The organism is Rhizobium sp. Root1203 (genome assembly GCF_001424945.1).
In the GTDB taxonomy this organism is placed as follows: domain Bacteria; phylum Pseudomonadota; class Alphaproteobacteria; order Rhizobiales; family Rhizobiaceae; genus Rhizobium.
The window spans coordinates 134,312-149,402 of the sequence record NZ_LMCW01000067.1; the positions used below are offsets into that span (position 1 = coordinate 134,312).

Below are 15,091 nucleotides of genomic sequence, written 5' to 3' on the forward strand. Positions count from 1 at the left end.
CCTAGGCCCGGTCGCCGATGATGGAGATGACCTGGCCGCCCGTCGCGGGCGCTGAAGCGGTGCCGACGACGACGGCCTTGCCGTCTTCCATCGTCACCTTGCCCTCGGCGAAAAGCCGCAGGGACCGGGGATAGAGTTGGTGTTCGACACTAAGCACGCGCGCCGCCAGTGTCTCGGCGGTGTCTCCGGACAGGATCGGTACCGCGGCCTGCCCGATGACCGGTCCTTCGTCCATGCCTTCTGTCACGAAATGCACGGTGCAGCCCGTAATCCGCATGCCGGCGTCGATCGCGCGCTGATGCGTGTGCAGACCGGGAAACATCGGAAGCAGCGAGGGATGAACGTTGATCATTCGCCCCTCATAGCGCCGGATGAACGTGCCGCTAAGGAGGCGCATATATCCCGCAAGGCAGAGGATGTCGGGCGATAACTCATCGAGCGCGGCAAAGATCGCCGCTTCGTGGGCTTCCTTGCCGGCATAGTCCTTGCGCGCGAAGGCGAAGGTCCGAATGCCTTCTGCCGCCGCCTTGGCAAGTCCGCCGGCATCGGTCTTGTCGGAGATCACGCCGACAATCTCTGCCGGAAAATCGGATGCCTTGGCCGCGGCGACGAGCGCCATCATGTTGGAGCCGCCGCCGGAGATGAAGACGACGGCGCGTTTGCGCGGTGACGTCATATGGCGAGCGTGCCCTTGTAGAGCGTGCCGCCGGCGCCTTCCGCCCGCGCGATCATGCGGCCGAGTTGCACGACCTGCTCGCCCTCCGCTTCAAGCGCAGAGATGACCGTTGCAACGTTTTCGGCGGAGACGACGGCGATCATGCCGATGCCGCAGTTGAAGGTGCGCAGCATTTCAGTCGCTTCGACGCCACCGGTCTTGGCAAGCCAGGAGAAAACCGGGGGAACGTTGACCGCAGCCAGGTCGATTTCCGCCGCCAGATGCTTCGGCAGGACGCGCGGAATATTCTCCGGGAATCCGCCGCCCGTGATATGCGCCAGCGCCTTGATGGCATTCGTGTCGCGGATCGCCTTGAGGAGCGGCTTCACATAGATGCGCGTCGGCGTCAGCAGCGCTTCGCCGAGGTTCTTGTCGGCAGCGAACGGAGCCGGTGCGTCCCAGGCAAGGCCAGAAATGCCGACGATCTTGCGAACAAGTGAGAAGCCGTTGGAATGAACGCCCGAGGAGGCAAGGCCGAGGATCACGTCGCCCTCGGCAATGTCGCCGGACGGCAGCAACTGGCCGCGTTCGGCAGCGCCGACCGCAAAGCCGGCGAGATCGTAGTCGCCGGACGAGTACATGCCGGGCATTTCCGCCGTCTCGCCGCCGATCAGCGCACATCCAGCCTCGCGGCAGCCCGCGGCGATACCGCCGACGATAGCCGCACCCTGGTCGGGATCAAGCTTGCCGGTGGCGAAATAGTCCAGGAAGAACAGCGGTTCGGCGCCTTGGACCACCAGATCGTTGACACACATCGCGACAAGATCGATGCCGACGGTCTCGTGATAATCCGCATCGATCGCGATTTTCAGCTTGGTGCCCACGCCGTCGTTGGCGGCGACGAGAACAGGATCTGTGAAGCCTGCTGCCTTCAAGTCGAAAAGACCGCCGAAGCCGCCGATTTCGCCGTCCGCGCCCGGCCGACGCGTCGAACGCACGGCAGGCTTGATCTTCTCTACCAGCAGGTTGCCGGCGTCGATATCGACGCCTGCGTCGCTATACGTCAGGCCGTTTCTTCCAGACTGGCTCATACTGCTCTCCGATGGCTGTCTTCGGGCGGGTAAATGTCCCCGCGTCACATGCGGGTCGCAATTGCATGACAGGGGCCTTTATGCAAGGGATCGCACGGAGAAAGCCCCAATTTCCCGCTCTTTTGACCGACCTGTTCGGGATTTTGAGCGTCGGGGTTGACCATTCTCGCACCTGCATCCTATTTGGCTCAAAGGCTGCACCAGCGTGGTGCAGCTCGAAGCGGCAGTCGATCAGCGGGGAATGTGATGCCACAGCAGGTTAGCGGTGCAGGCCTCAAGCGCCAGGTCGTCTTCTGGCTTGTCGTACTCGCTGTTTTCATCGGGTTTCTCTTGGTGTTCAGTTCAATCCTGCTGCCGTTCCTGGCAGGCATGGCGCTGGCCTATTTTCTGGATCCGGTTGCCGACAGGCTCGAGCGGCTGGGTCTCAGCCGGCTCATGGCCACGATCGTCATTCTGATCGCCTTCGTGATCGTGATCGTCCTGGCGCTGATAATCCTCATTCCGATCCTCGCCAGCCAGTTCGCCGATTTTGCCGGTCGTCTCCCGACGTATATCGACCAGCTGCAGAAATTCGTTGCCGAGCAGCAGAATTCGATGCTGCCGGACTGGATCAAGAGCCAGCTCGGAACGATCAAGAACAATTTCTCCGAAATCCTGTCTCAAGGCTTCGGTCTGTTGACCGGCCTGTTCGGCCAGGTCTGGAACTCCGGCCTCGCCGTGGTCAACCTGATTTCCCTGATGATCGTGACGCCGGTGGTGGCGTTCTACATGCTTCTCGATTGGGACCGGATGGTCGCCAAGGTCGACCAGTACATCCCCCGCGACTACGTGGCGAACGTCCACCAGATCATGCGCGAGATCGATCAGGCAATCGCTGGGTTTATTCGCGGGCAGGGGTCCTTGTGCCTCATCCTGGGGATCTGGTACGCCGTCGGCCTGTCGGTCGTCGGCCTGAACTTCGGCCTGCTTATCGGCCTTTTCGCAGGCATGATCAGCTTCATCCCCTATGTCGGTTCCATGGTCGGCCTGATCCTTGCGGTCGGTGTCGCCATCGTCCAGTTCTGGCCCGATTACATCTGGGTCGGTGCCGTTCTTGCCGTCTTCTTCAGCGGCCAGTTCATGGAAGGCAATATCCTGCAGCCGAAGCTGGTGGGCCATAGCGTCGGCCTGCATCCGGTCTGGCTGATGTTCGCGCTCTTTGCCTTCGGAGCGCTGTTCGGCTTTGTCGGACTTCTGGTCGCGGTTCCCGCAGCCGCTGCTGTCGGCGTGCTTGTCCGGTTTGCTCTTTCGCGCTACCTTGAAAGCGATCTTTACGCGGGCGGGTCGACGACTGGCCGCGCCCGGAAGACAAAAGCTGATCTTAAATGACTGAAGTGAAAAATGCTGATTCAAGGCGCAGGGCCGTCGAGCAGCTACCCTTGGCCTTTTCTCACGATGCCGCAACCGGGCGCGACGACCTCCTGGTCTCCGAACGGCTCGCTGCCGCAGTCTCGATCATCGACGCCTGGCCGCAATGGCCATCCCCGGTCGTAATCCTTGCAGGCCCCGTCGGATCGGGAAAATCGCATCTCGCCAAGATTTGGCAGGAGCATAGCGGTGCCGCCGATATCTGGCCGAATGCCGGCTCCAATGCGAGCCTGGTCGCCGCCTCGGGGCCAGTGCTTTTTGAAGACGTCGATCGTGTCGGTTTCGACGACACCGAGCTTTTCCACGTGATCAACAGCGTCCGCGAAAACGGCAACAGCCTGTTGATGACGAGCCGCCTGTGGCCGATGTCGTGGCCGGCGCAACTGGCAGACCTGCGTTCCCGTCTGAAGGCCGCGACCGTCGTCGAAATCGGCGAGCCGGACGAGGAATTGCTGTCGCAGGTCATCGTCAAGCTGTTTGCCGACCGCCAGCTTGGAGTTGATGACAAACTTGTCCTCTATATCGTCAATCGGATGGAACGGTCGCTGAACGCCGCCCAGACGATCGTCGAGAGACTCGACCGCCTCGCCCTCTCGCGGGGTACGAAGATCACCCGGTCACTCGCGGCCGAAGTATTGAATGAATTGGGTAATTCGGACCCGATCGATTGACTGTCACAGTTCCGTCGTGAAACTGATATACTTCGCTTGGCCAAATGAAATAGGGCAATCAGATCATGGACAGCGCAGTCGCGGAGCACCACGAACCTACTCCTGAATCCAAGGAGAACGTTCCGCCGCTGGAAGAGTTGCTGGCCAGTCCCGAACGGTTCATCAACCGCGAATTCTCGTGGCTGCAGTTCAACCGTCGCGTCCTTGAGGAAACGCTGAACACTGAGCATCCGCTGCTTGAGCGCGTGCGTTTCCTCTCGATCTCGGCTGCCAACCTTGATGAATTCTTCATGGTGCGCGTCGCCGGCCTTGAGGGTCAGGTGCGCCAGAACATCGTCGTCCGCACGCCGGATGGCAAGACGCCCGCAGAACAGCTCGACGCCATCCTGCAGGAAATCGACAACCTGCAGATGGAGCAGCAGGCATCGCTGGCCGTTCTGCAGCAGTATCTGGCCAAGGAAGACATCCTGATCGTCCGTCCCGGCGCGCTCAGCGAAACGGATCGCAACTGGCTGGCGACCGAATTCGAGCAGGCGATCTTCCCCGTCCTGACGCCGTTGTCGATCGACCCGGCCCATCCTTTCCCCTTCATCCCCAACCTCGGCTTCTCGATCGGCCTGCAGCTGGTCAGCAAGAACGGTCGCGACCCGATGACGGCGCTGCTGCGCTTGCCGCCGGCGCTTGACCGTTTTGTGCGGCTGCCCGACGACGGCAATACCATCCGCTATATTACGCTGGAGGACGTCGCAAATATCTTCATCTATCGGCTCTATCCCGGCTACGAGGTGCAGGGTTCCGGTACCTTCCGCATCATCCGCGATAGCGATATCGAAGTGGAGGAAGAAGCCGAGGATCTGGTGCGCTTCTTCGAAACGGCGCTCAAGCGACGTCGCCGCGGTTCAGTGATCCGCATCGAAACCGATTCCGAGATGCCGGCATCGTTGCGCCAATTCGTCGTCCAGGCGTTGAATGTCCCGGACAACCGCGTCGCAGTCCTGCCAGGCCTGCTCGCCTTGAACACGCTCTCCGAGATTACCAAGGCGCCGCGCGACGATCTTCGATTTCCGCCCTACAATGCTCGATTTCCCGAACGCGTCCGCGAGCACGCTGGCGACTGCTTCGCCGCCATCCGGGAAAAGGACATGGTCGTCCACCACCCCTATGAATCCTTCGACGTGGTGGTCCAGTTCCTTCTCCAGGCTGCGCGCGATCCTGACGTTCTGGCGATAAAGCAAACGCTCTACCGCACCTCCAACGACAGTCCGATCGTCCGTGCGCTGATCGATGCCGCCGAATCCGGAAAGTCGGTGACTGCGCTTGTGGAACTCAAGGCTCGTTTCGACGAAGAGGCCAACATCCGTTGGGCGCGCGACCTCGAGCGTGCCGGCGTCCAGGTCGTCTTCGGCTTTATCGAACTGAAGACGCACTCCAAGATGTCGCTGGTGGTGCGCCGCGAGGAAGGCAAGCTGCGCAGCTACTGCCATCTCGGCACCGGCAACTACCACCCGATTACCGCGAAGATCTACACCGATCTCTCGTTTTTCACCTGCAACCCGGTGATCGCCCATGATATGGCGAACATCTTCAATTTCATCACCGGATATGGCGAACCGGAAGAGAGCATGAAGCTCGCGGTTTCCCCGTACACGCTGCGCTCGCGTATCGTTCGGCATATCGAGGAAGAGATCAGGCACGCCAAGAGCGGCGCGCCGGCGGCGATCTGGATGAAGATGAATTCCTTGGTCGATCCGGAGATCATCGATGCGCTCTACACGGCAAGTCGCGCCGGCGTCGAGATCGATCTGGTCGTTCGCGGTATTTGCTGTCTGCGCCCACAGGTGCCCGGCCTTTCCGAGAATATTCGCGTCAAATCCATCGTTGGCCGTTTCCTGGAGCATAGCCGCATCTTCTGCTTCGGCAACGGTCAGGGACTGCCCTCCGACAAGGCGCTGGTCTACATCGGCTCCGCGGACATGATGCCTAGAAATCTCGATCGCCGCGTGGAAACACTCGTTCCGTTGACCAATCCGACCGTTCATGAGCAGGTTTTGTCACAGATCATGCTCGGCAACCTCATTGACAATCAGCAAAGCTACGAGATATTGGCCGACGGAACGTCCCGGCGCATGGAAGTGCGCAAGGGCGAGGAGCCGTTCAACGCGCAACAGTATTTCATGACCAACCCCAGCCTTTCCGGCCGCGGTGAAGCCCTGAAATCCAGTGCGCCAAAGCTTATTGCCGGCCTGCTTTCCGGCCGAACGCAAAGATAAACTGGACCTGCATGGTTGAATCAGAAGCCCAGGGGCGCCTTCCAGGGATTGCTCCGGTCTCCGTCGTCGATATCGGGTCGAACTCGATCCGAGTGGTCATCTATGAAGGCATGTCCCGGTCGCCGACGATCCTTTTCAACGAAAAGGTACTCTGCGGTCTCGGCAAAGGCATCGCGCTGACCGGCAAGATGGATGAGGCCAGCGTCGAGCGCGCCTTGAATGCCCTGCATCGTTTCAAGGCGCTGTCGGATCAGGCGCGCGCGGCGACGATGTACGTACTCGCCACCGCCGCTGCCCGAGAGGCGTCGAACGGACCCGACTTCATTCATCGTGCCGAAACCATCCTCCGTCGCAAGATCCGCGTTCTCTCCGGTGAGGAGGAGGCGAAGTTCTCCGCTCTCGGTATCGTCAGCGGCTTCTTTGCCCCGGATGGCATTGCCGGCGACCTCGGCGGCGGCTCGCTTGAGTTGATCGACATCAAGGGCAAGGAGATCGGCAAGGGCATTACGCTGCCGCTCGGCGGCCTGCGCCTGTCGGAATACGCCGGTGGTTCGCTCGCCAAGGCACACGCCTTTGCCCGCAAGCATGTAAAGACCAGTGCCAAGCTGCTGGCAAAGGGAGAGGGGCGAACCTTCTATGCGGTCGGCGGCACATGGCGAAACATCGCCAAGCTGCACATGGAGATGTCCAATTATCCGTTGCACATGATGCAGGGCTACGAAGTCTCGCTTGATGCGATGATGCAGTTCCTCGGTCAGGTCGAAACGGCCAAGGATTCCAAGGATCCAGCCTGGATGGCGGTTTCGAAGTATCGCCGCGTACTGTTGCCGTTCGGGGCCGTGGCAATGAAGGAAGTCCTGAGCGCGATGAAGCCCTCGGTGATCTCTTTTTCGGGGCAGGGTGTCCGCGAAGGCTACCTCTATTCGCTGCTATCAGAAAGCGAACGTCGCGCCGATCCGTTGCTGGCGGCTGCGAGCGAGCTTGCCATTCTGCGAGCGCGCTCTCCGGAGCACGCCCGGGAACTCGCCGAGTGGACGGGCCGGATGATGCCCTTGTTCGGCATAACCGAGACAGAGGAAGAGGCTCGATATAGGCAGGCCGCCTGTCTTCTTGCCGATATCAGCTGGCGCGCCCATCCTGACTATCGTGGCTTGCAGGCGCTGAATATTATCGCGCATTCGTCATTCGTCGGCATCAGCCACCCCGGACGGGCGTACATTGCCCTCGCGAACTACTATCGCTTCGAAGGCCTGAACGACAACGGCGCGACGGGTGCGCTGGCGACGATCGCCACGCCGCTGTATGTCGAGCGCGCCAAGCTGCTGGGAGGCATTCTACGCGTCGTGTACCTCTTTTCGGCCTCGATGCCGGGAATAGTGCGCAATCTGACGTTCGCGAAGTCGTCCAACCCGGATATCGACCTCGAGTTCGTCGTTCCGGCGGAATATCGCGATTTTGCCGGCGAGCGGCTCGATGGCCGCTTGCAGCAGTTGTCCAAGCTTACCAACAAACGCCTGGCGTTCCGCTTCGAGTAGTCATTGTCGCTCGCAGCGCTCCGACACGAAAACAGCCCCCGTTCCAGCAAACGGGGGCTGTTTCAGTTGTTGTTGGACGCTCTACTTCGCGTTCAGCACCTCGCCGACTTCGAGCAGGTTGAACTCGTTGTCGTCAGCCTTGTCGACCGCGCGGCCTGCGGAGAAAGGCAGGTTGTTGTCGTTGCCGACGACAATGTGCGTAGCATCGACGCGATCGACGTTTTCGATCGTCACGAACGGCATATCGTAAAAGCCGTTGCCGCCGCCCTGCCTCTTCCTGTTGTCGGGGTCTTCGATGCGCATCAGGTCGATATAGCCGATCTTGCGCACCGCCTTGCCGGCATTGGCGTCGTTGAACTCGATCTTGTAGATGCGCTTGAGGTCGGCAGGAGCCTCGAAGCAGTCCGGCTTCGGCTGCTTGGGATCGGCGCAAGCCTTCTCCTTCGTGCCCGCTCCGTTGTCTCGCTCGATCACGAGGGCGGTCGCATCGTCCAGCATGTTGAAGTCGCCGATCGAGGCACCCTTGTCTTCGAAGGGATAGAGCCAGCTGCGACCCGTCCAGCTCTTTGAAGCCGTGTCGAATTCGATGACGCGGATGGCGGTGTGGCCGTCAACGGTCTCCATCTTGCCGTCGTCCTGATAAAGCGCGCCTTCCAGCAGTCCGTAGAGTTTGCTGCCGTCCTTGGACATCGCCAGACCTTCGAAGCCGCCCGAGCGCTTCAGGTTGAAGACCGGCATTTTGGCGGCCGGATTGGCCGGAACCGCGAGAAGTGGGTTGTCGGGAGACAGAACAGGCTTTCCGTCGACAACCGTCGCGACAACATCTGTCAGGCGACCTTCGGTATCGAACTTGAGGATGTAGGGGCCGAATTCGTCACCGATCCAGAAGCCGTCGGCAACCGGCTGCACCGATTCGATGTCGAAATCCGCGCCGGTGAGATAGCGCTTCTCAGCGCCCTCGAGCACGATCGGGAAGGGGGCCTTCTTGTCCGGGTCCGAAAGGAACACGTTCTTCACAACGTCGACCTTGCCGGTGTTCCAGTCGAATTTCACCTGATGCAGGAAGAGCATGGCATCGCTGGAATTTGCCTTCGAGCCGAAGCCGTTGTCCGACAGCGTCCAGAATGTGCCGTCCTGCATGGACTTGATGCCGGAGAAGCCCTGGACCGGCTGCCCGTCGAAGGGAAGCTTAAGATCGGTGATGCGAACCCCGTCCTTGCCCGGAACGGTGCCGAGCGCTTCGGTGCGCTTGCGGTCAGGCGTCGTGAACTTCCCTGAATGCTTGAGGAACTCGGGAGCATCGGCCGGTGCCGGAACGAGCGTGTTGGCGGGCAGAATGGCTTGGCCTGCGAGCTTTGCGGGAAACTGCTGCTGGTCGGCCGCGGCGGAGCCGGCAATCAAAAGAACAAACGAAGCGGAAGCAAGAAGAGCATTTTTCATGGAAACCCCCAGGGAACGGAATGCGGGTTTCGATTAGCAGGGCTTTCATGTCGGCGCGTTGACGCCTGCATGAAGCTTTGGTGACGCCAGCCGACCGTCGGCCTTGGAAAGCGCAATAACGGCAAGGCTTTGCCCGCGTCCCTTGACGGCGTGATGCCCGAGGTCCTCAGCCGCAACAGTCTCCGGCAGCTTGATCCGCTGGGCGAGGTCGGCCGATATGAGGACGGAGCGGTTCAGCGTCTTGCAAAGAGATTCCAGACGGGCCGTGGTGTTTATCGTGTCGCCGAAATAGGTGATCTTGTGGTGGTCGATCCCAATCTCAGCGGTGATGATGTTTCCGCCATGCAGGGCCGCGCGAAGACGTGGGACCTGGCCATATTGCGTCAGCCAGCTTTCGGCGTCGGCTTCTATCGTGCTGATGATGTCGAAGATACAGTTCACGCATCTGGCAAACTTCACTCCGCGCTCGAGCGGCCAGGTTATGATCGCCGCGTCGCCGACGTAGTCGTCGATGGTGCCCTTGTACTTCCTGACCGGCTCGGCGAATGCTGCAAACAGCGAACTCAGCATCTGCTGCGCGCGCAAATCCCCATGTTTTTCCGCAAATGCGGTCGAGTCGACCAGGTCGATGAAAAGGAAGACGCGCTCCTCGCTGATCGGCTTGCGATAACGGCTGATCAGCATGCTGGTAAAGACATCGCGGCCAAGCAGTTCTCGAACGCGAAACACAAAGATGAGGAGGGTGCAGACGGCCAGCGCATAGAGGAAGACATGGAACGGGAGAATGACCACATCGACCCAGGAAGCCGGCTGGATCAGACCAAGCCCCCAGAGCAACAACCCGGCAGCGGCAAAGCCGACGCTCATCAGGATTTCGTATATGAACAGCTCGGCCAGGATAAAGGTCAGCGTCGGTAGCGATTGAATGCGGCGGTAGAGGCCGCGGAACAAGACCTTTCGCTCAAAGGCGAGGATCGGCATACCGATGAAGAGGGCAAACGTTGCGCCGATAAACGGACGGCTGTCTCCATAGAACAAAACGTCGTAAAGAACGCCGCTTGCCGCCATCACGAGCGCGATCAAAAGCCAGTTCTGGACCGGAGATATTTCCCTCATGCCGCCTTTTTCGCTCTGACAGTTCGCTTGATGCCCGCTCGGCATATAGGAAATACAAAGCGTTTAAAAAAGGGCGATCAGAGAGTGACCGTCTCGACTTTCTTACCGACGAAGCGAAGCGCGACCTGACCCTGGATCAGCTGTAGCGCCGGCTCGCCGAAAAGCTCCCGTCTCCATCCCTGGAGGGCTGCGACCTCGGCCTTCTCGCCTTCGGCGGCAATTTTGTCGAGATCCTCGCTGTTGGCGATCACCTTCGGCGCAACGCCGTGCTTTTCCGAGATCAGCTTCAAGAGAACCTTCAGCAGTTCGGCCGCGGCCGCAGCGCCTTCGGGCGGCTGGCTTTGTCGCGGAGCGTGAGGCATGTCGGCCTTCGGCAGGGCGAGCGCCTCGTTGACTGCCTCGACCACTGCGGCACCTGCCGCCGAACGTTCCCAACCCTTCGGGATCGTCCGTAGCCGGCCGAGGGCTTCGGCGTCCTTGGGCTGCTGCTGTGCGACCTCGTAGATCGCATCGTCCTTCAGGACGCGCGAGCGCGGAACGTTTCGCGAGCGTGCCTCGCGTTCGCGCCAGGCAGCGACGTATTTCAGGATCGCAAGCTCTTGCGGCTTGCGCAGACGCATTTTCAGGCGCTGCCAGGCATCGTCGGGATGCAGGTCGTAGGTTTCGCGGGCTTCGAGGATGTCCATCTCCTGCGAAAGCCAGGAGGAACGCCCTTCGCGTTCGAGCTCGGCCTTCAGATAGAGATAGACATCGCGCAGATGCGTCACATCGGCGAGCGCGTAGTCGAGCTGCTTTTCGGAAAGCGGACGGCGGCTCCAGTCGGTGAAGCGTGACGATTTGTCGATCTGAACGCCCTTGGTGCGGCTGACGAGCTGGTCGTAGGAGACTGAATCGCCAAAACCGCAGACCATGGCTGCGACCTGCGTATCAAAGATCGGATGCGGGATCAGGCCACCGCGATTGAAGATGATTTCGATATCCTGACGCGCGGCATGAAACACCTTCAGCACGCTGGCATCGGCCATCAGCTCGAAGAACGGCTTGAGATCGAGTCCCTTCGCCAGCGGATCGACAAGGACTTCCGTCGTCGGGCTGGCCATCTGGATCAAGCAAAGTTCCGGCCAGAACGTCGTTTCCCGAAGAAACTCGGTATCTATGGTAATGAATTCTGACTTGGCCAGCTCTTTGCAGGCCGCCTCCAATTCGGCGGTTGTTTCGATCATCTCAATTCATTCACAGGATAAAGGTTGATAAATCTTCCTTCTCCTTTCAGCCGGATATGTCAACCGGAACCCGCAATTGTCCGTCAAACAACCCTGATATAACTCGTCATGCCGGTCTTCTGATGCTCGATGATGTGGCAATGCAACAGCCAGTCACCCGGATTGTCGGCCACGAATGCGAGCTGCACTTTCTCGTCCGGCTGGATCAGATAGGTGTCGGAGACGAGCGGCATGACCTCCCGCGTCGATGATGAGATCGTCGTGAAGCTCATCCCGTGCAGGTGGATAGGATGGAAGTGGGGCGTGACGTTCTCGAGCTGCAGAATATAACTCTGCCCCAGCTTGAGCTCGGCAAGCGGGGCGGTGGGATCGGATGTGTCCCCCGGCCACGGCACCTTGTTGATCGCCCAGAAACTGTAGCCCAGCGTGCCGCAGATGCTGTCGGCGGGTGCGCTTTCGGCCGTCGCGCTGAGGACGAGCGGTATCTTCTGTGCTGACGAAATGTCGGCCTTGGCAACGGGGTTTTCCCCAAGCGCCGCCAGGTCGCCGGCATTGCGTTTCAAGGACTGTCCGACCGCCCTGAGCTTGGCGATCGTCTTCGGGGATGTCCCGCGGATGTCTTCCAGTGTCGCAGTCGCGCCTTCGGTGTCGGGCATGCGGACGGCAAGGTCGAGACGCTGTCCGGGGCCGATCAGCAGGAGGTCGAGGGGAAACCGCTTCGCGACCGGGTTGCCGTCGATCGCGATCACGGCCGCCTCGGCGCCCTCCATTTTCAGCGAGAAGATGCGGGTGACATCGGTGACGGCAATCCGGAGCCTGATCAGGCCGCCGGCGGGCGCGTCGTACTGTGGCTCCTGATGCCAGTTGGCGGTCCTGACCGTTCCGTAGGTGCCGGTCTTCGCCGCATCGCGCGGACGGAAGGGGGCAATGAACTGGCCGTCGCTGCCGAGCCGCCAGTCGCGCAGATTGAGCACGACCTCGGAATCGAACGTCGGATCCGCTGCATCCTCGACGACGATCACGCCGGTCATGCCTTGGCCCATCTGCGTGAGCGTGTTGCAATGCGGGTGATACCAGAAAGTGCCGGCATCAGGTGGCGTGAAGGCGTAGTCAAAACTGTCGCCTGTATAAACGTAGGGCTGCGTCATGAAGGGGACGCCGTCCATCGTGTTGGCGATTCTCAAGCCGTGCCAATGGATGGTTGTCGGCTCGTCGAGCGTGTTGGTCAGCCGCGCGGCGTAGGGTTTCCCCTTCGCCATCCTGAGCACCGGCGGCATCCCCCCGTCGCCCCAGCTCATGATGTCTTTTGTCAGCCCCGTATTCGTGAGGGTCGCCTGCGTCTTCACCGCTTTGAGCAGGTACGGTTCAGGCGCGGCTTCCGCGAGCCCGAATTTTCCCGCCACCCCAATGCCGACCCCGTAGGCACCCGCAATGGCCGAGGCTTTCAAGAGATTGCGGCGGGTGAGAAGAGGCATGACGAGGCTCCGGGACACGATATCGTTCCTCTTTAAAGTTGACCGCCGGTTTCAGCAATATGCGTGGAGCTGCCAAACTGCCGCACGGCGTCACGGGGATGCAGGTCGAGGTCGTTGCGGCAAACCTTGCAAACCGAACGCTGATTGCGCCAAGTCTTGACAAATCAGGCAGTCCATGCGCTTTTCCGCCCGATTTTCTTGTCGGCGCGGGAGAGCCATTGGAGCCCCTTGCTGCCGTCTTAAGCCAAATACCGGGAATTGAGATTATGCATCGCTACCGCAGCCACACATGTGCAGCCCTCCGCAAGTCGGACGTCGGCTCGACTGTCCGGATTTCCGGCTGGGTCCATCGCGTTCGCGACCATGGCGGCGTTCTCTTCATCGACCTCCGCGATCACTACGGCATCACCCAGGTGGTTGCCGATCCGGATTCGCCCGCCTTCAAGCAGGCCGAAACCGTCCGTGGCGAGTGGGTCATCCGCATCGATGGTCTCGTCAAGGCGCGCACCGATGACACCGTCAACAAGACGATGGCAACCGGCGAGATCGAACTCTACGCGCAGGAGATCGAAGTTCTCTCTGCCGCCAAGGAGCTGCCGCTGCCTGTTTTTGGCGAGCCCGACTATCCGGAAGACGTTCGCCTGAAATACCGCTTCCTCGACCTTCGCCGCGAGACGCTGCACAAGAACATCGTCAAGCGTACGCAGGTGATCTCCTCCATGCGCCGCGAAATGGGCAATGTCGGCTTCACCGAATACACGACGCCGATTCTGACGGCATCTTCGCCGGAAGGCGCGCGCGACTTCCTCGTGCCGAGCCGGATTCACCCCGGCACCTTTTACGCGCTGCCGCAGGCGCCGCAGCAGTATAAGCAGCTGCTGATGGTTGCCGGTTTCGACCGTTACTTCCAGATCGCCCCGTGCTTCCGCGACGAAGACCCGCGCGCCGACCGTCTGCCGGGCGAATTCTACCAGCTCGACCTCGAAATGAGCTTCGTCGAGCAGGAAGACATCTGGAATACGATGGGTCCCATGATGACCTCGATCTTCGAGGAATTCGCCGAAGGCAAGCCGGTCACCAAGGAATGGCCGCGTATCCCCTACGACGAAGCGATCCGCAAATACGGCTCGGACAAGCCGGACCTCCGTAACCCGATCGTCATGGAAGCCGTCACCGATCACTTCGCCGGCTCCGGCTTCAAGGTCTTCGCGGGCATGATAGCCTCGAACCCGAAGGTCGAAATCTGGGCGATCCCGGCAAAGACCGGCGGCTCCCGCGCCTTCTGCGACCGCATGAACGCCTGGGCGCAGAGCCAGGGACAGCCGGGCCTCGGCTACATCTTCTGGAAGGAAGAGGATGGCAAGATCGCCGGCTCCGGCCCGCTCGCCAAGAACATCGGCGAAGAGCGCACCGACGCAATCCGCACGCAGCTCGGTCTCGAAGCGGGCGACGCCTGCTTCTTCGTCGCCGGCGAGCCGTCAAAGTTCTACAAGTTCGCAGGCGAATCCCGCAACCGCGCCGCCGACGAGCTGAACCTCATCGACCGCGACCGCTTCGAGCTATGCTGGATCGTCGACTTCCCGTTCTTCGAATGGAGCGAGGAAGAGAAGAAGATCGATTTCGCCCACAACCCGTTCTCGATGCCTCAAGGTGGTCTCGACGCGCTGCTGAACCAGGATCCGTTGACGATCAAGGCCTACCAGTACGACGCGGTTTGCAACGGCTTCGAAATCGCTTCGGGCTCGATCCGCAACCAGTCACCGGAAACGATGGTCGCCGCCTTTGAAAAGGTAGGTCTCAGCCAGCAGGACGTGGAGGATCGCTTCGGCGGTCTCTACCGCGCCTTCCAGTACGGCGCACCGCCGCATGGGGGCGCAGCCTTTGGTATCGACCGTATCGTGATGCTGCTCGTCGGCGCCAAGAACCTGCGCGAAATCTCGCTGTTCCCGATGAACCAGCAGGCGCAGGACCTCCTCATGGGCGCCCCGACCCCGGCAACGCCGGCACAGCTGCGCGAACTGGCGATCCGCCCGATCCCGCCTGTCAAGAAGGACTGAGCAGGTCTGTTTTTGAATAAGAAAAGCCGGCGATCGATTTCGCCGGCTTTTTGCATTGCGGAAGGCCCCCCGACCAGACTTCCTCGCCAAGCCTAACGCAAAAGCACCCGGCGGGCAGGGCGCGCCGGGTGCTTCTAGTCGAACTTAGCAG

The 15,091-nt window shown here is 60.7% G+C and carries 11 protein-coding genes; 5 read left to right on the forward strand and 6 right to left on the reverse strand.

What is annotated here, in order from left to right; translation table 11 throughout:
* Position 1: 1 nt before the first annotated feature.
* Together purN and purM are read right to left on the reverse strand one after the other, a co-directional pair.
* Positions 2-676: a phosphoribosylglycinamide formyltransferase gene (purN, locus tag ASC97_RS30145; RefSeq protein ID WP_057471998.1), complete on the reverse strand. Its 675-nt coding sequence runs from the start codon at positions 674-676 to the stop codon at positions 2-4.
* Positions 673-1,746, reverse strand: coding sequence for a phosphoribosylformylglycinamidine cyclo-ligase (gene purM, locus ASC97_RS30150; RefSeq protein ID WP_057471999.1), 1,074 nt, complete (start codon positions 1,744-1,746; stop codon positions 673-675). The genes purN and purM overlap by 4 nt, the downstream gene beginning before the upstream one ends.
* Before the next feature lie 246 nt (positions 1,747-1,992).
* Here purM and ASC97_RS30155 point away from each other — a divergent pair, with 246 nt between their 5' ends.
* The 4 genes from ASC97_RS30155 to ppx all read left to right on the forward strand — a co-directional run bounded on the left by ASC97_RS30155 (position 1,993) and on the right by ppx (position 7,629).
* Positions 1,993-3,114 carry an AI-2E family transporter gene (locus tag ASC97_RS30155; protein WP_057472000.1) on the forward strand — a complete coding sequence of 374 codons (1,122 nt, stop codon included), beginning with the start codon at positions 1,993-1,995 and terminating at the stop codon, positions 3,112-3,114.
* Positions 3,111-3,824, forward strand: coding sequence for a DnaA regulatory inactivator HdaA (gene hdaA / locus ASC97_RS30160; protein ID WP_057472001.1), 714 nt, complete (start codon positions 3,111-3,113; stop codon positions 3,822-3,824). Before ASC97_RS30155 ends, hdaA begins: the two co-directional genes overlap by 4 nt.
* 65 nt (positions 3,825-3,889) lie before the next feature.
* Entirely contained in the window at positions 3,890-6,094 is a 2,205-nt protein-coding gene (locus ASC97_RS30165; RefSeq protein ID WP_057472002.1) for an RNA degradosome polyphosphate kinase, read from the forward strand.
* Between the two features lie 11 nt (positions 6,095-6,105).
* On the forward strand, positions 6,106-7,629 hold the full coding sequence (gene ppx, locus ASC97_RS30170; protein WP_057472003.1) for an exopolyphosphatase: 1,524 nt from the start codon (positions 6,106-6,108) through the stop codon (positions 7,627-7,629).
* An 81-nt stretch (positions 7,630-7,710) separates the two neighbouring features.
* Here ppx and ASC97_RS30175 read toward each other — a convergent pair whose 3' ends face one another.
* The 4 genes from ASC97_RS30175 to ASC97_RS30190 form a co-directional block, all read right to left on the reverse strand.
* Complete coding sequence (locus ASC97_RS30175; protein ID WP_057472004.1) at positions 7,711-9,069, reverse strand: esterase-like activity of phytase family protein; 1,359 nt, start codon at positions 9,067-9,069, stop codon at positions 7,711-7,713.
* Positions 9,070-9,114: 45 nt separating this feature from the next.
* Positions 9,115-10,185: an adenylate/guanylate cyclase domain-containing protein gene (locus ASC97_RS30180; protein ID WP_057472005.1), complete on the reverse strand. Its 1,071-nt coding sequence runs from the start codon at positions 10,183-10,185 to the stop codon at positions 9,115-9,117.
* A gap of 77 nt (positions 10,186-10,262) precedes the next feature.
* On the reverse strand, positions 10,263-11,408 hold the full coding sequence (gene rnd / locus ASC97_RS30185; protein ID WP_057472006.1) for a ribonuclease D: 1,146 nt from the start codon (positions 11,406-11,408) through the stop codon (positions 10,263-10,265).
* Between the two features lie 83 nt (positions 11,409-11,491).
* Positions 11,492-12,883 (reverse strand): multicopper oxidase family protein, encoded by a 1,392-nt coding sequence (locus ASC97_RS30190; RefSeq protein ID WP_057472007.1) that lies wholly within the window; start codon positions 12,881-12,883, stop codon positions 11,492-11,494.
* A gap of 266 nt (positions 12,884-13,149) precedes the next feature.
* On the opposite strand from ASC97_RS30190, the gene aspS reads away from it, so the two are divergent.
* Positions 13,150-14,940: an aspartate--tRNA ligase gene (aspS, locus tag ASC97_RS30195; RefSeq protein ID WP_057472088.1), complete on the forward strand. Its 1,791-nt coding sequence runs from the start codon at positions 13,150-13,152 to the stop codon at positions 14,938-14,940.
* Positions 14,941-15,091: the final 151 nt, after the last annotated feature.

What these genes read in the sequence shown, in the direction of transcription:
- purN (WP_057471998.1), bottom strand. Translation starts at nt 676, where the DNA reads ATGACGTCACCGCGCAAACGCGCCGTCGTCTTCATCTCCGGCGGCGGC.
- purM (WP_057471999.1), bottom strand. Translation starts at nt 1,746, where the DNA reads ATGAGCCAGTCTGGAAGAAACGGCCTGACGTATAGCGACGCAGGCGTC.
- ASC97_RS30155 (WP_057472000.1), top strand. Translation starts at nt 1,993, where the DNA reads ATGCCACAGCAGGTTAGCGGTGCAGGCCTCAAGCGCCAGGTCGTCTTC.
- hdaA (WP_057472001.1), top strand. Translation starts at nt 3,111, where the DNA reads ATGACTGAAGTGAAAAATGCTGATTCAAGGCGCAGGGCCGTCGAGCAG.
- ASC97_RS30165 (WP_057472002.1), top strand. Translation starts at nt 3,890, where the DNA reads ATGGACAGCGCAGTCGCGGAGCACCACGAACCTACTCCTGAATCCAAG.
- ppx (WP_057472003.1), top strand. Translation starts at nt 6,106, where the DNA reads ATGGTTGAATCAGAAGCCCAGGGGCGCCTTCCAGGGATTGCTCCGGTC.
- ASC97_RS30175 (WP_057472004.1), bottom strand. Translation starts at nt 9,069, where the DNA reads ATGAAAAATGCTCTTCTTGCTTCCGCTTCGTTTGTTCTTTTGATTGCC.
- ASC97_RS30180 (WP_057472005.1), bottom strand. Translation starts at nt 10,185, where the DNA reads ATGAGGGAAATATCTCCGGTCCAGAACTGGCTTTTGATCGCGCTCGTG.
- rnd (WP_057472006.1), bottom strand. Translation starts at nt 11,408, where the DNA reads ATGATCGAAACAACCGCCGAATTGGAGGCGGCCTGCAAAGAGCTGGCC.
- ASC97_RS30190 (WP_057472007.1), bottom strand. Translation starts at nt 12,883, where the DNA reads ATGCCTCTTCTCACCCGCCGCAATCTCTTGAAAGCCTCGGCCATTGCG.
- aspS (WP_057472088.1), top strand. Translation starts at nt 13,150, where the DNA reads ATGCATCGCTACCGCAGCCACACATGTGCAGCCCTCCGCAAGTCGGAC.